Raw genomic sequence first — 16975 nt, 5'->3', positions numbered from 1 at the left:
CGAGGCGATTGCTCCGGTCGCACGCCGAAACCCCGCCAAGCTTCCGCAAGCTTGTCATGCCAAGGCGTCCAAGACAGGGAGTCGTGTAGTCTGAGGATTTCCAGCGGCACCACTTCCAGCGCGCGGCGATGGGTGCACTCGAGCCGGACCTTGGGTGCAACGCCCTCGTCATGGGCCTGGGCGAAGCGCGACGCGCAGAGGCACCATTGGTCGCCCGGCTTCAATCCAGGAAAGCCGAATTCCGGGCGGGGCGTCGAGAGGTCGTTGCCGAAATATTTGGAATAGGCGAGAAATTCCGCGGTCATCACGACGCAGACCGTGTGGCTGCCCGCATCCTGCGCATTGGTATCGCAGCAGCCGTTGCGGAAAAACCCGGTCACCGGGTTCATCGAGCAGGGCACCAGCTTGCCGCCGAGCACGTTTTCAGACGGGTCCATCTTCATGTCAGCGACTCCCATTGCGTCCGGCGATGATAGCGCGGCGCGGCGCGGCCGTGCACCCCCCGCGGCGGCAGAATTCGCCCGCTGCCGCGGCGGTCGGCTTGCCCAAGGGGCGCGCGCATGCAAGGCTCCGGCAGGGACCGTCCGATCCGGAGAGAGCCTCATGACCGCCCACGAAAAGCCGACCGGGACCGCCGTGCTGCCGCAGCCGGGCCATGCCCGGAACCCCGGGATGCCGCTCGATCTCGACTGGGTCGCTTCGGCCCGCGCCAACAGTTCCGCCATCGCCCGCCGTGCCGCGCAGATGCCCGCCCGCCGTTCGCTCAAGGGCGTGCACCAGGCCGCCTGGCTGGCCCGCGCGGTGACGCTGATCGACCTGACGACGCTGTCGGGCGACGACACGCCCGGCCGGGTCCGCCGCCTCTGCGCCAAGGCGCGCCAGCCGGTGCGCGCCGACCTGCTCGAGGCGCTCGGCCTGCCCGCGATCACCACCGGCGCGGTCTGCGTCTATCACGAGATGATCGCCCCCGCGGTAGAGGCGCTGAAGGGCTCCGGCATCCCGGTCGCCGCCGTCTCCACCGGCTTTCCTGCCGGGCTCTCGCCCTTCGCGCTGCGGCTGAAGGAGATCGAGGCGTCGGTTGCGGCCGGGGCGGAGGAGATCGACATCGTCATCTCCCGCCGCCACGTGCTGACCGGCAACTGGCAGGCGCTTTACGATGAGACCCGCGCCATGCGCGCCGCCTGCGGCGCGGCGCACATGAAGGCGATCCTGGCGACCGGCGAGCTCGGCACGCTGCAGAACGTGGCGCGTGCCTCCTTGGTTGCGATGATGGCGGGCGCCGACTTCATCAAGACCTCGACCGGAAAGGAAAGCGTGAACGCCACGCTGCCGGTCAGCCTGGTCATGGTCCGCGCGATCCGCGCCTACCGCGGGACCACCGGCCACAAGGTCGGCTACAAGCCCGCGGGCGGGATTTCCAAGGCCAAGGACGCGCTGACCTACATGGCGCTGATGAAGGAGGAACTGGGCGACGACTGGCTGCGCCCGGACCTCTTCCGCTTCGGCGCATCCTCGCTCCTGGGCGATATCGAGCGGCAGCTCGAACATCATGTCACCGGCGCCTATTCCGCCTCCTGGCGCCATGCATTGGGGTAGCAACATGCTGGAACTGAAGCCGAACTGCGAATGCTGCGACCGCGATCTGCCGCCCGAAAGCACGGACGCGCGGATCTGCACCTATGAATGCACCTTCTGCGCCGATTGCGTCGAAGATCACCTGAAGGGCGTCTGCCCCAATTGCGGCGGCAATTTCGCGCCGCGCCCGATCCGGCCCGCGCACATGCTGGCCAAGAACCCGGCCTCGACCACGCGCCATCATGCGCCCGAAGGCTGCGGACAGGGCGACGCGGCATGACCGTCAGGGAGATTTTCGAGAGCATGGAGTACGGGCCCGCGCCCGAGAGCACCGCCGAGGCGCTGGCCTGGCTCGACCGCCATGGCCGCCGGTTCGCGGCCGAAGGTGCAGAGATCTTCGAGACCCGCAACCCGGCGACCGGCGCGCTTCTGGCCGAGGTGGCGCAGGGCAGCGCGGCGGATGTCGATGCCGCCGTCGCCGCGGCGCGTGCGGCCTTCCCCGCTTGGGCGGCGACGCCCGGGCACCAGCGGGCGCGCATCCTCTACGCGATGGCCCGCCTCCTGCAGAAGCATGCCCGCACGCTCGCGGTTCTGGAGACGCTCGATACCGGCAAGCCGATCCGCGAATCCCGCGATGCCGACCTGCCGCTGGCCGCGCGGCATTTCTACTACCATGCGGGCATGGCGCAGCTGATGGCCGAGGAGCTGCCGGACCGCGCGCCGCTGGGCGTCTGCGGCCAGATCATCCCGTGGAACTTCCCGCTGCTGATGGTCGCGTGGAAGGTCGCGCCGGCGCTTGCCATGGGCAACGCCGTTGTGCTGAAGCCTGCCGAATGGACGCCGCTGACGGCGCTGTTCTTCGCCGAGCTTGCCGCCGAGGCGGGGCTGCCGGAGGGCGTCCTGGCGATCGTCACCGGCGACGGCACGACCGGCGCGGCGCTGGCGGCGCATCCCGGCATCGACAAGGTCGCCTTCACCGGCTCGACCGAGGTCGGCCGCGCGATCCGCGGGGCCACGGCGGGGCAGGGCAAGGCGCTGACCTTGGAGCTCGGCGGCAAGTCGCCCTTCATCGTCTGCGGGGATGCCGATCTCGACAGCGCCATCGAGGGGCTGGTCGATTCCATCTGGTTCAACGGCGGGCAGGTCTGCTGCGCCGGTTCCCGCCTGATCGTGCAGGAGGGCATTGCCGATGCCTTCCATGCCAGGCTGCGCAAGCGGATGGCGACGCTCAGGGTCGGCGATCCGCTCGACAAATGCATCGACCTTGGCGCGATGGCGGATCCGGCGCACCGTGCGCGGGTGGCGGCGATGGTCGCGGAGACCGGCGGCGAGGTCTACGCCGCGCCCTGTCCGCTGCCCGAGGGCGAGGCCTTCATGGCGCCGGTGCTGGTCACCGGACTGGAGCCCGCCGATCCGCTGATGCAGGAAGAGATATTCGGCCCCGTCCTCGTCTCCACCACCTTCCGCACCCCCGGGGAGGCGGTGCAGGTCGCGAATGCCACCCGCTACGGGCTGGCGGCCTCGGTCTGGACCGAGAACGTGAATGTCGCGCTCGACATGGCGGCGAAGCTGGCCGCCGGCGTGGTCTGGGTCAACGGCGCCAACATGTTCGATGCCTCTGCCGGGTTCGGCGGGGTGAAGGAAAGCGGCTTCGGCCGCGAAGGCGGCTGGGAAGGGCTGCGCGCCTACACGAAACCTGCCGCCGGCGCGCCGCCGCTGGCTGTGGCCGCGCCGGTCGCCGCCCCTGCGGAACCGCAGGCGCCCGAGCTGGACCGCACCGCGAAGTTCTGGATCGGCGGCAAGCAGTCGCGCCCGGATGGCGGGCAGAGCCGCGCTGTCTGGGCCACGGACGGGCGGCTGCTCGGCCATGCCGGGATCGGCAGCCGCAAGGATATCCGCAACGCGGTCGAGGCGGCCCGCGCGGCGCAGCCCGGCTGGGCCGCGGCAGGCGGGGCTCTGCGCGCACAGGTGCTCTATTTCCTTGCCGAGAACCTCTCGGCCCGCGGTCCGGAATTTGCCGCGCGGCTGGCGGAGCAGACCGGGGCGCCGCTCGGCGCGGCGGCGGGCGAGGTCGAGGCGTCGCTGGAGCGGCTGTTCACCTGGGCTGCCTGGGCGGACAAGCAGGACGGCGCGGTCAAGCCGGTGCCGGGCAAGGTGATGGCGGTGGCGCTGAACCAGCCTGCCGGCGTGATCGGCATGGCGCTGCCCGATGCGCCGACGTTGCTGGGGCTGGTCTCCTGCATCGTCCCGGCGCTGGCGACGGGCAATGCTTGCGTCGCGGTGGCGTCCCATGCCTATCCGCTGATCGCGACGGAATTCTGCCAGATCCTCGACACTTCGGACGTGCCCGGCGGCGCGGTCAACATGATCACCGGCGATCCGGCCGCGCTGATGCCGGTGCTGGCGCAGCACGCGGATGTCGAGACGGTCTGGAGCTTTGCCGGCCAGGACCTCTCCGCCGCGATCGAGACCGGCGCGGCCGGAAACCTCAAGCGGACATGGGTGCCGAAGGGGCTTGATTGGACCCGGTCCAATGCAGGGGACTTCCTTGCCGCCGCGACCGAGGTGAAGACGGTCTGGCTGCCCTACGGCGCCTGAGCGGTCACTTGAACTTGTCGGCCAGCCGCTGCAGCGGGGAGCGGGCGTCCTCGGGCGCCGCGTCCGGCTCCGGCTTGGCGGGGGCCTCGGTCTTCGGCGCCTTCTTTCCGGGCTTGCCGCCGCCGCCCGAGCGCGGCGGTGCGGTGCGCAGGGCAACGGCATTCATGAATTTCGCCCCGTAGCCCTTGGCCAGCCCCGGCGCGCCGTCCGAACAGCCGCGGACCACGTTGTCGAGCCATTCTTCCTCGGCCTTGGCGAAGTCCGACAGGACATAGCCGGAAACCCGGTCCTTGTGGCCCGGATGGCCGATCCCCAGCCGCACGCGGTCGTAATCGGCGCCGATATGCTGGTGGATCGAGCGCAGCCCGTTATGCCCGGCATGGCCGCCGCCGGTCTTGGTGCGCACCTTGCCGGGGGCGAGATCCAGCTCGTCATGGAACACCACGATGTGGGAAGGCGGGATCTTGTAGAAGCGCGCGGCCTCGCCGACGGACTGGCCGGAGAGATTCATGAAGGTCTGGGGCTTCAGCAGGATGGTCTTCTCGCCGCCCAGCACGGCCTCTGTCACCTCGGCCTGGAATTTCGACCGCCAGGGCGCTGCACCGTGATCGGAGGCGATCCGGTCGAGCACCATGAAGCCGATATTGTGGCGGTTCCGGGCGTATTTCGCGCCGGGATTGCCGAGACCGACGAAGAGACGCATGGCATTGCTCCTGCTTGACGTTCTGGGACGTAATGCCCTGATACGGGACGGAAGGCCAGAAGGAGACAGGCAATGTATCTGACCATGAACCGCTTCAAGGTGAAGCTCGGACAGGAGGAGGCCTTCGAGACGGTCTGGAAGAGCCGCGACAGCCACCTGAAGGAGGTGCCGGGCTTTGCCGGGTTCCACCTGATGAAGGGGAGCGAGAAGGAAGGCTACCGGCTCTATGCCTCGCACACGATGTGGGAGAGCGAGGAGGCATTCGTCGCCTGGACGAAATCCGATGCCTTCCGCAAGGCGCATTCCGGTGCGCGCTCCAGCGCCGACATCTATCTGGGACCGCCCGAGCTGGAAGTCTTCGAGTCGATCCAGTCGGTGGGCTGAGCTGCGGCCGCCCCTCTCCCCTCTCCCCGGCGGGGAGAGGGAGGGTCCCGTTCGGCTGCGTTGCGGGCCGGGCGGCTTGCAGGCGGCGCCGGATCAGCCGCCGGAAACGCCCTTGGCGGCCCTGCGGCTCCGGTGCAGCCCGGCGGCGCTGGCCGAGAGGGCGAAGAGCGCCGCCGCGGTGGCGACGATGGTCGGCCCGGCCGGCGTGTCTGCCATCCAGGACAGGCGCAGCCCCAGCAGGCTGGCGCCGCCGCCGATCGCGGCCGCCAGCAGGGCCATGCGCTCGGGCGTCCTGGCGAAGGGCCGCGCTGCGGCGGCGGGGATCAGCAGCAGGGCGGCGATCAGCAGGACGCCCACCACCTTGATGGCCACCGCCACGACCAGCGCCAGGGCAAAGGTCAGGATGCGCTGCTCGCGCTCGGGGTCGATGCCGCTGGCCCGCGCCAGGTCGCCGTTCAGCGTCGTGGTCAGCAGCGCCGACCAGCGCCACCACAGCAGGACCAGGACGACCGCGCCGCCACCCCAGATCACGGCGAGGTCGCCGCGGCCGACGGCGAGGATGTCGCCGAAGAGATAGGCCGAGAGGTCGACCCGGGCGCCGGGGATCATCGACACGGCGACCAGCCCGAAGGCCAGGGCCGAATGCGCCGCGACGCCGAGGATCGTGTCGCTGCCATGGCCGCGCCCGGACAGCGCGGTGACCGCCGCCGCCATCGCCAGGCAGCAGATCAGCACCCCGCCGAGGATCGGCAGCTGGAAGGCCAGCGACAGCGCCACGCCGAGGATTGCCGCATGGGCGGTGGCGTCGCCGAAATAGGCCATGCGCCGCCAGACCACGAAGCAGCCGAGCGGCGCCGCGGCCAGCGCCACGCCGAGTCCGGCCAGGGCGGCGCGGATCAGGAAACTGTCGAGAAGGCTCATTCGGCGGCGGTTCCATGGCTGTTGTCGCGTGCGTGATCGTGGCCGCAGGCGCTTTCATGGCTGTGATCGTGGTCGTGGCGGTAGAGCGCCAGCGCGCCCTGCGTGCCCGAGCCGAAGAGCGCGCGGTACTCCGGGGCGGAGGAGACATGCTCCGGCGTGCCGTGGCAGCAGACATGGCCGTTCAGGCAGACCACCCTGTCCGAGGCGGCCATCACCACGTGCAGCTCGTGGCTGACCATCAGCACGGCGCAGCCGGTCTCGTCGCGGATCGTCTCGATCTGGCGATAGAACGCGGCGGAGCCGGGCTGGTCGAGCCCCTGCGTCGCCTCGTCGAGGATCAGCAGTTCCGGCTTCGCCAGCAGGGCGCGCGCCAGCAGAACGCGCTGGAACTGTCCGCCGGACAGTTCGGACATCTGCCGGTCGAAGAGCAGCCCCGCTCCGGCCTGTTCCAGCGCGGCACGGGTCTCGAACCGGCTGAAGCGCACCGGCAGCGACAGGAAGCGGCCGACGGTCAGCGGCAGGGTCGGATCGACATGCAGCTTCTGCGGGACATAGCCGATGCGCAGTCCCGGCTTGCGCCAGATCTTTCCGGCGGCGGGCTTCACCGCGCCGATCACCGAGCGCATCAGCGTCGTCTTGCCCGAGCCGTTCGGCCCGACCAGCGTCACGATCTCGCCGCCGGAAATCTGGAAATCGACCCCGGTCAGCACCGGGCGGCCGTCGAGAGCGACATCGAGCCCGGCGATCGAGACCAGCGTCATTCCGCGGCCTCCTGGCAGGCGGGACAGAGCCCTTCGGCCTCGATGGCGGCACGCTCCACGGTGAAGCCCAGCGGCAGCGCCGCCTCGGCCAGCGCGGCGCGCGGCAGGCTGCTGTCGGTCTCGGCGACGCGGTTGCAGATCCGGCAGATCAGGAAGGCAGGGGCGTGGTCGTCGCCGGCATGGGTGCAGGCGATGAAGGCATTGAGCCGCTCGATCCGGTGGGCGAAGCCGTTGGCGGTCAGGAAATCCAGCGCGCGGTAGGCAACGGGGGGCTGCGAGCCCAGCCCCTCCTCGCGCAGCCGGTCGAGGATTTCGTAGGCGCCCATGGCGCGGTGCTCTTCGAGCAGGAGTTCCAGCACGCGCTTGCGCACCGGGGTCAGCTTCAGCCCGGCCTCGCGGCATTGGCGCATGGCGGCGTCGACGCCGTGCTCGATGCAGGCGCCGTGATCATGGGGGGTGAAGCTGGTCTCGGCCATGGGAGGCACCTCCGCGCGTTTCGGGGTTGATATGTTATACGATACGCCTTAGCAAGGGGACCTGAACTGTTATAAGGTAACATCATGCGGATGAGAATGACGATGATCGCGGCCGGCCTGCTTCTCGGCGGGGCGGGCATGGCCGCGGCCGGGGTGCCTTCGGTGGCAACGGACATCCCGCCGGTCCACGGCCTGGTGGCGCGGGTGATGCAGGGGCTTGGCGCGCCTGCGCTGGTGGTCCCGCCCGGCGCCTCGCCGCATGGCTACGCGCTGCGCCCCTCCGAGGCGGCGTCGCTGGAGCAGGCCGATCTGGTAGTCTGGACCGGCGAGGCGCTGACCCCGTGGCTGGAGCGTCCGATCGGCAGCCTTGCGCGCGGTGCCGGCGTGCTGGAGCTGCTGGCCGTGCCGGGCACGCATCTGCTGGACTTCCGCGAAGGGGTCCGCTTCGAGCCGCATCACCACGACGGCGGCGGGGAGGAGCACGGCGAAGAGCACGGCCACGAGGATGCGCACGGGCAAGAGGCCCATGGCCATCACGGTTTCGACCCTCATGCATGGCTGGACCCGGAGAATGCGATGCTCTGGCTCGACGCGATCTCGGCGGAGCTCGGCCGGCTCGATCCGGAGAATGCCGGTGCCTACGAGGCGAATGCCGCGGCCGGGAAGCTGGAAATCGCGGCCGCCGCGGCTGCGGCCGGGGGCGTGCTGTCGACGGTTGCCGACCGTCCCTACGTCGTGTTCCACGACGCCTACCACTATTTCGAGGCGGCCATGGGGATCGAGGCGGCAGGCGCGCTGTCGCTGGGGGATGCGGCAGATCCGGGACCTGCGCGCCTGGCCGAAGTGCGCGACCTGATCGCGGAGACCGGGGCGGTCTGCGTCTTCGCCGAGCCGCAGTTCAATCCGCGGCTGATCGCGACGGTGACCGAGGGGACCGAGGTGAAGACCGGCAGGCTCGACCCGCTGGGCTCGGATCTGGCGCCGGGCCCGGACTTCTACCCGGAACTGCTGGAGGAGCTCGCCGCCAACATGGTGGGCTGCCTCGGCTGAGCGTCCGTGCCGGTCCAGCCAGCCGCCGTCCCTCCGGGGGCGGCGGCGTCCGCTTGCTCAGGCGCTGTGCGCGCCGTCGGAGAGCGATTTGACGAAGGCCAGGATCTCCGCGACGGGGCGCTTTTCCTCGCATTGCTTGACGATGGCCGAGCCGACGACCGCGCCGTCCGCGACCGAGGCGATCTCGCGCGCGGTCTCGGGGCTGCGGATGCCGAAGCCGACGATTACCGGCAGGTCGGTCTTGGCCTTGATCCGCGCGACCTCGGGGCCGACATCGCCCGCCACCGCGGCGGCCGCGCCGGTGATGCCGGTGACCGAGACGTAGTAGACGAAGCCCGAGGTGTTCTGCAGCACCTTCGGCAGGCGCTTGTCATCGGTGGTCGGCGTGGCCAGCCGGATGAAGTTCAGCCCGGCCGCCTGCGCGGGAATGCAGAGTTCCACGTCTTCCTCGGGCGGCAGGTCGACGACGATCAGACCGTCAATGCCCGCGTCCTTCGCGTCATCGAGGAAGCGGTCGACGCCGCGCGAATAGATCGGGTTGTAGTAGCCCATCAGCACGATCGGCGTGGTCTGGTCGGTCTCGCGGAAGCGGCGCGCCAGCTCCAGCGTCTTCAAGAGCGTCATGCCGCCGTCGAGCGCGCGCTGGCCCGCCAGCTGGATCGTCGGGCCGTCGGCCATCGGGTCGGTGAAGGGCAGGCCCAGCTCGATGATGTCGACGCCCGCGGAGGGCAGGCCCCTGACCAGCTCCAGCGAGCTGTCGAAATCGGGATCGCCCGCCATGACATAGCCGACGAAGGCTTTCTTTCCTTCGGTCTTGAGCCGCGCAAAGGTGTCGTCGATCCGTGTCATGCTGGTCTCCCGTCGTGCCTGGCTGCGGTTTGGCGCATCGCTGCGGAAGTGGCAAGGGGCTGCGGGCCGCAGGGTCAGGATGCGACTCCGGCCAGGCGTTCCACCGATGCGCCCCCTGCTGCAGCTTCGAGCGCGGCGGTGTCGCTGCTGCCCGTGACCAGCACCGCCACCCGCGCGCCGTCTTTCAGCGCTTCGGCGACCAGGGCGCCGGGATCGGCAGGGGCGAGCGGCCCGTCCAGCGCCATGCGGTCGGCGTCGCGGCGGGCAAGCTCCAGCGGCGCGGTGCCGATGGCTTCGGCATAGAGGATCAGGTCGGCCTCCTGCAGCCGCTGGACCGCCTGAAGCGTCAGGTGGTTGCGGTCGGAGGTGGTCGGGATCAGGCTCAGCAGTCCCGCCTCGCGGCGTTTCGGAGGCCCGCCCGCGGCGATGGCGTCCTTGATCAGCCGGACGGCCTCGCGCTCGGCCCCGGCGGCATGGCGCTGCCGCGGCGCGCCGGTGAAGACCCAGCGCCAGAACTCGCGCCGCTTCTCCTTCGGGACATGCTGGGCGACCGAGGCGCGCAGCCGTCCGGACAGCGCCACCAGATCGCCGAGGCGGGGCTCCAGCATCTCTTCGACGCGGGTCTTGATCTGCCGCGCCAGCACGGGGGCCGCCCCTTCCGAGCCGATGGCCACGACCAGCGGATCGCGGTCGACGATCGAAGGCGTGTAGGCATCGCAGAGCGACGGCTGGTCGACCACGTTCACCAGCGCGCCGCCGGCCTTGGCCAGCCCGTGCAGCGCCGCGTCGCAGCCCGGGCAGCCGGTGCCGATGAAGGTGATCGCCGCGCGGCCGCAGGCCTCTGCCGTGGGCGGCGAGGGATCATGGGCGATGCGCCCTTCGGCCACGAGCCCCTGCAGCTCCTCCTCGATCTCCGGCGCCTGCACGGTGATCCTCGCGGCCGTCTTCAGCAGCAGCCGGCATTTCTGGGCGGCCTGTTCGCCGCCGCCGAGGATCAGGACGGTGCGTCCCCCGACCTGGAGGAACATCGGAAAGGTCTGCATGTGGTCTCCCGCGCGTTTGCCTTCGACATAGCGCGGGCGCGGGAAAAGCGGAACTCATTCGGCGGCGAGCTTCAGCCCGCCCGGCATTCCGCGCAGCTCCCTGCGGCTCTCGCGCCGTCCGCGCGGCGGATAGACCAGCGCGAACATCTGCGGGGTGAAGTAGAAGCTGACCACGGTCGACAGCAGCACGCCTCCGGCAATCGACATGGCGAAGGGCGGCCAGAACCCTCCGCCGCCGAGGATCAGCGGCAGGAAGCCGCCGAAGGTGGTGACTGTGGTCGAGATGATGTGGCGCGAGCTGTCCATGACGACCTCTGCCATCGCCTCCGGATCTCCGGTGCGGGCGACCGGATGGGCCTGCAGCCCCGACATGATGATCAGTGCGGCATTGATCGAGACGCCGATCGAGCCGATCACGCCGATGATCGCGGTGATCCCGAACGGGTAGTTGAACACTGCCAGCGACAGGAAGCTGAGCCCGGCCGAGAGGATCGCGACGACGAAGGTCACCGCGGTCAGGCGGAAGGAGGAGAAGGTCAGCACCACGGTGGCGATCGACAGCGTCACGATCAGCCCGAGCGGCGCCATCAGGTTCGTCACAACGTCGTTGCGGGCATCCGAGTCGCCGCCGACCTCCAGCCGGTAGCCGGGGGGCAGGGCGAGATCGAGCCGCGACAGCGCCTCGGCCAGTACCTCCTCGGGCAGGGCCTGCGGCTGCACGAAGGCCTGGATCGTGTTCGAGCGCTCGCCGTTGCGGCGGGTGATCTCGGGCTTGGCGGGCTCCAGGCGGATCTCGGCCACGGCGGAGAGCGGCAGGCCGGGAAAGGCGCCCCCGGCGGCGGTCTCGCGCGCGGCAGGCGGCAGGATGGGCAGGTTGGCGATGCGGTCGAGATCGCCGCGGATGCCGTCGCCCAATCGCACGCGCACGGGCAGTTCCTCCGACCCTTCGATCAGCGAGCCGCCGGTGACGCCTTCCAGCCCGGCCTGCAGCTGCGCCGCGACATCGCCGAGCGTCAGCCCGGCCAGGTTGGCCGCCGCCTCGTCGATGTCGATGGCGGCCTTCGGCGCGCCGCCTTCCAGCGAGCTGCGCACGATGGTCACCGCGTCGAGCCCGAGCAGCGTCGCGCGGACCTCTTCGCCCAGCTCGCGCAGCGTGGCGATGTCGGGGCCGGTCAGCCGCAGCTCCACCGGCGCGGCGACGGGCGGGCCCTGGACGAGGCCGCGGACCAGGATGCGGGCCTCGGGGAAGGCACGGTTCAGCTTGTCCTGCAGCGGCACCAGCAGGCGCGCGGTGGCGGCGGGGGACTCGGTCGTCACCAATGCCTGGGCGAAGCCGGGGGCGTTCTCGCGGAAGCCGATGACGTTGTAGTAGAAGGCCGGGGCGCTCTCGCCGATGGTCCAGGCGACATGGGTTATGCCGGTCTCGGCGCGCAGCATCGCATCCATGCGGTCCACCGTGGCGCGGGTGCGCGGGATGGCGGTGCCCTTGGGCAGCTCCACCTCGACATGGAACTGGTCGCGGTCGGTGCCGGGGAAGAACTGCGCCGTCAGCCCGCCGAGCGAGACGAAGCCGGTGACCGGCAGGATCAGCGCCAGCATCACCGAGCGCACCGGGTTCTTCACGCTCCACAGGATCGTGCCGTGGAAGCGCCGTCCCAGCCAGCCGCCGGAAATGCCGTGGCCGCTCTCGCCCTCGGGCAGGACCCAGCCTGCGATGGCGGGGGTGACGGTCAGGGCGATGACCAGCGACCAGCCCAGCATGAAGACGACGGAGATGGCGATGGCGCCGACGAAATCGCCCGCAGGCCCGGGCAGCAGGATCATCGGCGCGAAGCTGAGCGCCGTGGTGACGGTCGAGGCCAGCAGCGGCATGGCGAGGCGGCGGACCGCGTCGCCGACGGCGCGCTCGCGGCCCATGCCATGGGCGAGCCTCTGGCGCACCTCGTCGGTCATGACAATGGCGGCGTCGACCAGAAGCCCCAGCGCCACGATCAGCCCGGTGACCGACATCTGGTGCAGCGGCAGGCCGATCATGTTCATCGAGGCCAGCGTGGCGAGGCTGACGACCGGCAGGACCAGTCCGACGATCAGCGCGGCGCGGAAACCAAGCGTGACCAGCAGCACCAGCACCACCAGCGCGACCCCCATCCCCATGTTCTTCGCCACCTCGGCCAGCCGTTCGGCGGTATAGCGCGACTGGTCGAAGATCAGCTCGGCCCGCAGCGACTGCGGCAGGGCGGCATCGAAGGCGGCGAGGTCTTCCTTCAGCCGGTGCATCCAGACATCGACCTGCAGTCCGTCCTCCAGCCGCGCGGCGACCAGGATGGCGGGCTTGCCGTCGGACAGCGCGTAATCCGTCCCCGGGGTCTTCGGCCCGCGGGTGACGGCGGCGATCTCGCCCAGCCGGGTGACATGGCCCGCGCCGTCCTCGGCCACCACCACCTGGCGCAGCCGGTCGAGCGCGCGGATCTCGCCTCCGACCTCCAGCAGCAGGTCGGACCCGTCGGACTGCAGCCGCCCCGAGCGGACCTTGGCATCTGCGGCGCGGATCGCGGCGGAAACATCCGCCGCCGTCAGGCCGAGCGCGGCAGTTTCCTCGGGATCGAGCTGGACCAGCACCTCTTCCTCGGGTTCGCCGAAGACCTCGACATTCTTGGTGCCGGGCACGGCGCGCATCAGGTCGGCCAGCTCCTCGGCATAGCGGCCCTGGATCGCCGGGGTGACGCCGCCGCGGGCGGGAACCAGCGCGGCGATGGCGGCGAAGGCGCCGTAGGTGTCGTCGAAGACGGGCTCGCCCGCGCCGTCCGGGAAGCTGCGGGACGCGTCGTCCATCGCGTCGCGCACATCCGTCCAGACCGACTCGATGATGGCCGGGTCCACGGTCTCGGCCAGCTCGATCTGGATGACCGAGACGCCGGTAGAGGAGGTCGAGGTCAGCGTGTCGATCTCGGCGATCTCGCGCAGTTCGTCCTCCAGCTTCTGGGTGACCAGCGCCTCCACCCGTGCCGGATCGGCGCCAGGATAGAGCGTCGTGACCACGGCATTGATATTGGTGATGGTCGGGTCCTCCTGCCGCCCGAGCGACAGCAACGCCGAAAGCCCGGCGGAGATGACGACCAGCAGGATCAGCGCGACGAGGCGGGGGTTGCGGAAGGTTGCCGTCTCCATGGCTCAGCTCTCGGCCGGGGCCACGGCCTGGCCGGGCGCGATCCTGTGGGTGCCGCCGGAGATCACCTCCATCCCGTCCTGCAGCGCGCCGCGGACATAGGCGCGGGCGCCGTCGGCATGGATCACCTCCACGGCCTCGCGCGCGACCCGCGCCGGGCTGTCCGAGCGGTCCACCACCAGCACCGTCCAGAGCCCGCGCGGCCCTTCTGACAGCGCGGACAGCGGCAGCCAGGCGCCGCGTTCGGCAATGGTGCGCTCCAGCACCAGCCGCAGCACCGCGCCATATGGCAGGCTTTCGGCGCCTTCGAGGTCGAAGAGCACCGGCAGGGTGCGGGTGGCCGGGTCGATTTCCGCCTGCCGGCTGGCAAAGCGCGCGGTCATCTCCTGCCCGGCGGCGGCCACGGCGAAGCTGTCGCCCGGTTTCAGGCCGGCGGCGATTTCGGGCAGCAGCCCGATGCGCACCTGCGGCCGGCCGGTTTCCTGCAGGTCGACCACCGGCGCGGTGGCCGAGACCTGGGCCCCCAGATCGACATGGCGCGCCGCGACCCGCCCGGCGAAGGGCGCGCGCAGGGTGCTCTTGTCGCGCTGCACCTCGATCTGGGAGAGGCTCGCTTCGGTCTGGGCGATCCGCGCTTCCAGCTCCGTCACGGCCAGCCGTGCCTCGTCGGCATTCTGCTGGCTGGCGAAGCTGCGGTCGGCCAGCGCTTTCTGCCGCTCCCACGTGAGCCGGGCGAGTTCCAGCTGCGCCGAAAGCGCGTCGCGCGCGGCGCGGGCCTCGGCAATCTGGGCGATGACCATGCGGGTGTCGAGCGTGGCCAGGACCTGCCCCTCGGCCACCTCGTCGCCCTCGTCGACTGCGATCCGGGTCACCGTGCCGCCGATCTCGAAGCCCAGCCGGCTGTCCTGGCTCGGCTCGATCCGGCCGATGAAATCCTGCGGCACCCGGTACCTGTCCTGCATCTGCACGCGGACGGTCCCGACCGCCAGCGGCGGCTCCTCCGCGCCGGCCTCGATGCGCACCGTTCCGGCGGCGATCACGTTGGAGGCGGCGATCACGGCGCCGACCGACAGCGCGGCAACGGCGCAGGTGCCTGCGAGGATGCCGAGGCGGCGCAAGAGCGAAGGGCGGTCGGGGGTCGGCTGCATCGTCACGGTCTCCGGCTGCCGCGTCCCGCTTTACCGGTCCGCGATTCCATGTTAGAGCCACTTACATGATGTTAGATACCCTAACATCAATCTGAACGGAACAGTTTACTTTGTTCTGCGGCAAAAAAGAGTCGGAGCGGCATGGCGGAGCGCAAACCCTATCACCACGGCGACCTGAAGCGGGTGCTGGTCGAGGCGTCGCGCGCGCTGGTGTCGGAGAAGGGCGCGGCGCAGTTTTCGGTCGCGCAGGCGGCGCGCCAGGCGGGCGTGTCCACGGCAGCGCCCTACCGGCATTTCAGGGACCGCGAGGAGATGCTCGATGCGGTCGCCCGCGACGGGCTGGAGCGGCTGGCGGAGCGGTTCCGCCTGGTGACCGGGGGGCTGGAGCTGGGCTCCGTCGAGGCGATTCTGCGGATCGGCCTGGCCTATATCGACTTCGCGGTCGGGGACCCGGCGGTGTTCCGGCTGATGTTCGCGGAATTGCAGCAGAAATCCGACGGGACCTGCGATGCGGGCGAGGCCTGCCACATGCATCTCCTATGCCATGTGGCGGCCCGGATGGGCCGTGCCGAGGTGGATGAAGAGGTCTTCGCGGCAGGGCTCCCGCTCTGGACGATGGTCCACGGAATCGCCTTCCTGAAGCTCGACGGAAAGTTCGGGGAGGATTGCATGCCGGTGGCGCTGGAACCGATCCTGCGCAACGCGGTGGAACGGCTTCTGCCCGGCGCGCCCTGAAGGATCTGCGGTGCTGCGCCGCGGTCTTCGGGAGATTTTCCTGGGAGAGGATTGTCGCTGGAGCGGGCGAAGGGATTCGAACCCTCGACCCCAACCTTGGCAAGGTTGTGCTCTACCCCTGAGCTACACCCGCATCCGGCGACATCGCTTCTTTGGAGCGGGCGAAGGGATTCGAACCCTCGACCCCAACCTTGGCAAGGTTGTGCTCTACCCCTGAGCTACACCCGCGTCCTAAGAAGTGAGGGGCTTCTATCCAGTGGCGCTGACGGCTGCAAGCGGAAAATTCCGTTTTTTTTCCTTCCCGCGGAGAACGTGGGGGAAGGTTGCTGCGGACGCTCCTCGGGTGCCCGTCATGCAGCCTCCGCGGGCACGGCGGCAGGGCGGGAGAGGACCGGCGCCAGCGCGGCGGCCATCAGCGCGGCGGCGGCAATGAGGAGGAAGGCAGTGCGCAGCGACAGCAGTTCGGCGGCGAATCCGATCAGCGGCGGGCCAATCAGGATGGAGCCGTAGCCCAGGGTCGCCACCGCGGCGATGGCCTGGCCGGGCGGGACATCGGGATCGGCGGCAGCGCGGCTGAAGGCCAGCGGATAGAGCGGGGCGAATCCCAGCCCAAGCAGCGCGAATCCGGCCAGCGCCGCGGGCCAGGCCGCCGGTCCCGTCGCCAGGACGATGCCGCAGGCCGCCGCGAGCCCGCCCGCCCGTGCCACCGCGGCCGCGCCCAGCCGCGCCACCAGCCGGTCGGTGCAGAGCCGCATCGCCACCATCGCGCCCGAAAAGGCGGCATAGCCGAGCGTGGCCAGCGAGTCGCCCGCGCCCGCCGATTCCCGCAGGAAGACCGCGCTCCAGTCGGCCATGGCGCCTTCGCCCAGGCCCGAGGCGAGCGCGATCAGCCCGACCGGCAGCAGTGCGCCGCGAGGCAGGGCGAAGACCGGGGCGGTGCCGCCGCCCCGGCGGATCTCCGAGGTCCAGGGCACGGTCAGGAACGGGCCGAGCAGCAGGAGCCCGGCCAGCGAGGCCAGGGCGAAATGCGCCGCAACCGGCAGGCCGAGCGCCGTCGCCGCGAATCCCGCCGCGGCGCCCGCACCCGCGCCGAAGCTCCACATCGCGTGGAAGCCCGACATCACCGGGCGGCCGAGCCCGCGCTCGACCTCCGCCGCCCAGCTGTTCATCGACACGTCCATCGCCCCGTGGGCCATCCCGAAGAAGAACAGGGCCAGGCCGAGCGTGACGGGTCCGGGGGCCAGGGCCAGCAGCGGCAGCGCGGCCAGATAGGCCAGCGCCAGGCCGCGGGTGACCCGGACGGCGCCCACCCGGTCCGACAGCCGTCCCGCGGCGGCAAAGGAGGCCAGCGCGCCCAGCCCGAGGCAGAGCAGCGCCAGCCCCAGCTCGGCCTCGCCCAGACCGTGACGGTCGCGGATGGCAGGCACCCTTGCCGCCCAGCTGCCCAGCAGCAGCCCGTTCAGCGCGAAAGCAGCGGTCACGCCCCGCCAGGGCGTGCGGATCTCAGCCATCCCGTGTCTCCCTCAATCCCGATTCCGCCTCCCTTCTGCACCAGCCGGAGGCGCC

At 70.6% G+C, this 16975-nt stretch carries 15 protein-coding genes, 2 tRNA genes and 1 pseudogene; 6 read left to right on the top strand and 12 right to left on the bottom strand.

Annotation, left to right across the window (positions count from 1 at the left end):
- Window positions 1-83: 83 nt before the first annotated feature.
- Window positions 84-443: pseudogene (locus HCC78_RS22915) on the bottom strand (DUF2237 family protein); the annotation flags it as partial.
- Window positions 444-603: 160 nt separating this feature from the next.
- Between HCC78_RS22915 and deoC the strand changes: the two are divergent.
- Genes deoC through HCC78_RS22900 form a run of 3 tightly spaced genes read left to right on the top strand, consistent with a single transcriptional unit; the run spans window position 604 to window position 4173 of the window.
- Entirely contained in the window at window positions 604-1596 is a 993-nt protein-coding gene (deoC, locus tag HCC78_RS22910) for a deoxyribose-phosphate aldolase (RefSeq protein WP_172331112.1), read from the top strand.
- Between the two features lie 4 nt (window positions 1597-1600).
- Window positions 1601-1855, top strand: coding sequence for a DUF1272 domain-containing protein (locus HCC78_RS22905; protein ID WP_172331111.1), 255 nt, complete (start codon window positions 1601-1603; stop codon window positions 1853-1855).
- Complete coding sequence (locus tag HCC78_RS22900; protein WP_172331110.1) at window positions 1852-4173, top strand: aldehyde dehydrogenase family protein; 2322 nt, start codon at window positions 1852-1854, stop codon at window positions 4171-4173. The genes HCC78_RS22905 and HCC78_RS22900 overlap by 4 nt, the downstream gene beginning before the upstream one ends.
- A 4-nt stretch (window positions 4174-4177) precedes the next feature.
- Here the strand turns inward: HCC78_RS22900 and pth are convergent, their stop codons facing one another.
- On the bottom strand, window positions 4178-4876 hold the full coding sequence (pth, locus tag HCC78_RS22895; RefSeq protein WP_172331109.1) for an aminoacyl-tRNA hydrolase: 699 nt from the start codon (window positions 4874-4876) through the stop codon (window positions 4178-4180).
- A 72-nt stretch (window positions 4877-4948) separates the two neighbouring features.
- Here pth and HCC78_RS22890 point away from each other — a divergent pair, with 72 nt between their 5' ends.
- Window positions 4949-5260, top strand: coding sequence for an antibiotic biosynthesis monooxygenase (locus HCC78_RS22890; protein ID WP_172331108.1), 312 nt, complete (start codon window positions 4949-4951; stop codon window positions 5258-5260).
- A 93-nt stretch (window positions 5261-5353) separates the two neighbouring features.
- Here the strand turns inward: HCC78_RS22890 and HCC78_RS22885 are convergent, their stop codons facing one another.
- From HCC78_RS22885 to HCC78_RS22875, 3 genes are read right to left on the bottom strand one after another with little or no spacing between them, the layout of a single operon-like run.
- Window positions 5354-6181 carry a metal ABC transporter permease gene (locus HCC78_RS22885; RefSeq protein WP_172331107.1) on the bottom strand — a complete coding sequence of 276 codons (828 nt, stop codon included), beginning with the start codon at window positions 6179-6181 and terminating at the stop codon, window positions 5354-5356.
- The gene (locus HCC78_RS22880; RefSeq protein WP_172331106.1) at window positions 6178-6942 is read right to left on the bottom strand and encodes a metal ABC transporter ATP-binding protein; all 765 of its coding nucleotides are present in this window, start codon (window positions 6940-6942) and stop codon (window positions 6178-6180) included. The genes HCC78_RS22885 and HCC78_RS22880 overlap by 4 nt, the downstream gene beginning before the upstream one ends.
- Window positions 6939-7418: a Fur family transcriptional regulator gene (locus tag HCC78_RS22875; RefSeq protein ID WP_172331105.1), complete on the bottom strand. Its 480-nt coding sequence runs from the start codon at window positions 7416-7418 to the stop codon at window positions 6939-6941. Before HCC78_RS22875 ends, HCC78_RS22880 begins: the two co-directional genes overlap by 4 nt.
- A 102-nt stretch (window positions 7419-7520) precedes the next feature.
- Here HCC78_RS22875 and HCC78_RS22870 point away from each other — a divergent pair, with 102 nt between their 5' ends.
- A complete protein-coding gene (locus HCC78_RS22870) occupies window positions 7521-8468 on the top strand; it encodes a zinc ABC transporter substrate-binding protein (protein WP_371743913.1) in 948 nt (315 codons plus the stop codon).
- Between the two features lie 57 nt (window positions 8469-8525).
- On the opposite strand, the gene trpA is transcribed toward HCC78_RS22870, so the two are convergent.
- The 4 genes from trpA to HCC78_RS22850 form a co-directional block, all read right to left on the bottom strand.
- Window positions 8526-9317: a tryptophan synthase subunit alpha gene (gene trpA / locus HCC78_RS22865; protein ID WP_172331103.1), complete on the bottom strand. Its 792-nt coding sequence runs from the start codon at window positions 9315-9317 to the stop codon at window positions 8526-8528.
- A 74-nt stretch (window positions 9318-9391) separates the two neighbouring features.
- Complete coding sequence (locus HCC78_RS22860) at window positions 9392-10360, bottom strand: siroheme synthase (protein WP_172331102.1); 969 nt, start codon at window positions 10358-10360, stop codon at window positions 9392-9394.
- A gap of 54 nt (window positions 10361-10414) precedes the next feature.
- Window positions 10415-13528 (bottom strand): efflux RND transporter permease subunit, encoded by a 3114-nt coding sequence (locus HCC78_RS22855; protein WP_172331101.1) that lies wholly within the window; start codon window positions 13526-13528, stop codon window positions 10415-10417.
- A gap of 3 nt (window positions 13529-13531) precedes the next feature.
- Window positions 13532-14674, bottom strand: coding sequence for an efflux RND transporter periplasmic adaptor subunit (locus HCC78_RS22850; RefSeq protein WP_172331100.1), 1143 nt, complete (start codon window positions 14672-14674; stop codon window positions 13532-13534).
- Window positions 14675-14815: 141 nt separating this feature from the next.
- Here HCC78_RS22850 and HCC78_RS22845 point away from each other — a divergent pair, with 141 nt between their 5' ends.
- Entirely contained in the window at window positions 14816-15409 is a 594-nt protein-coding gene (locus tag HCC78_RS22845; RefSeq protein WP_172331099.1) for a TetR/AcrR family transcriptional regulator, read from the top strand.
- 58 nt (window positions 15410-15467) lie between these two features.
- Here HCC78_RS22845 and HCC78_RS22840 read toward each other — a convergent pair.
- From HCC78_RS22840 to HCC78_RS22830, 3 genes are all read right to left on the bottom strand, one after another.
- Window positions 15468-15542, bottom strand: a tRNA-Gly gene (locus HCC78_RS22840).
- 20 nt (window positions 15543-15562) lie between these two features.
- Window positions 15563-15637: transfer RNA gene (locus tag HCC78_RS22835), tRNA-Gly, on the bottom strand.
- A 122-nt stretch (window positions 15638-15759) separates the two neighbouring features.
- Window positions 15760-16920 carry an MFS transporter gene (locus HCC78_RS22830; RefSeq protein WP_172331098.1) on the bottom strand — a complete coding sequence of 387 codons (1161 nt, stop codon included), beginning with the start codon at window positions 16918-16920 and terminating at the stop codon, window positions 15760-15762.
- Window positions 16921-16975: the final 55 nt, after the last annotated feature.

Source organism: Mangrovicoccus sp. HB161399, assembly GCF_013184745.1.
Classification (GTDB): Bacteria; Pseudomonadota; Alphaproteobacteria; order Rhodobacterales; family Rhodobacteraceae; genus Mangrovicoccus.
The sequence above is the reverse complement of the archived record's forward strand: the minus strand, read 5'-3'. Positions and strand labels throughout refer to the sequence as shown.

Bases quoted from the DNA above. Each gene is read 5' to 3' on its own strand.
- deoC (WP_172331112.1), top strand. From the start codon at position 604: ATGACCGCCCACGAAAAGCCGACCGGGACCGCCGTGCTGCCGCAGCCG.
- HCC78_RS22900 (WP_172331110.1), top strand. From the start codon at position 1,852: ATGACCGTCAGGGAGATTTTCGAGAGCATGGAGTACGGGCCCGCGCCC.
- HCC78_RS22855 (WP_172331101.1), bottom strand. From the start codon at position 13,528: ATGGAGACGGCAACCTTCCGCAACCCCCGCCTCGTCGCGCTGATCCTG.
- HCC78_RS22870 (WP_371743913.1), top strand. From the start codon at position 7,521: ATGATCGCGGCCGGCCTGCTTCTCGGCGGGGCGGGCATGGCCGCGGCC.
- pth (WP_172331109.1), bottom strand. From the start codon at position 4,876: ATGCGTCTCTTCGTCGGTCTCGGCAATCCCGGCGCGAAATACGCCCGG.
- HCC78_RS22850 (WP_172331100.1), bottom strand. From the start codon at position 14,674: ATGCAGCCGACCCCCGACCGCCCTTCGCTCTTGCGCCGCCTCGGCATC.
- HCC78_RS22905 (WP_172331111.1), top strand. From the start codon at position 1,601: ATGCTGGAACTGAAGCCGAACTGCGAATGCTGCGACCGCGATCTGCCG.
- HCC78_RS22860 (WP_172331102.1), bottom strand. From the start codon at position 10,360: ATGCAGACCTTTCCGATGTTCCTCCAGGTCGGGGGACGCACCGTCCTG.
- HCC78_RS22880 (WP_172331106.1), bottom strand. From the start codon at position 6,942: ATGACGCTGGTCTCGATCGCCGGGCTCGATGTCGCTCTCGACGGCCGC.
- HCC78_RS22830 (WP_172331098.1), bottom strand. From the start codon at position 16,920: ATGGCTGAGATCCGCACGCCCTGGCGGGGCGTGACCGCTGCTTTCGCG.
- HCC78_RS22890 (WP_172331108.1), top strand. From the start codon at position 4,949: ATGTATCTGACCATGAACCGCTTCAAGGTGAAGCTCGGACAGGAGGAG.
- HCC78_RS22845 (WP_172331099.1), top strand. From the start codon at position 14,816: ATGGCGGAGCGCAAACCCTATCACCACGGCGACCTGAAGCGGGTGCTG.
- trpA (WP_172331103.1), bottom strand. From the start codon at position 9,317: ATGACACGGATCGACGACACCTTTGCGCGGCTCAAGACCGAAGGAAAG.
- HCC78_RS22885 (WP_172331107.1), bottom strand. From the start codon at position 6,181: ATGAGCCTTCTCGACAGTTTCCTGATCCGCGCCGCCCTGGCCGGACTC.
- HCC78_RS22875 (WP_172331105.1), bottom strand. From the start codon at position 7,418: ATGGCCGAGACCAGCTTCACCCCCCATGATCACGGCGCCTGCATCGAG.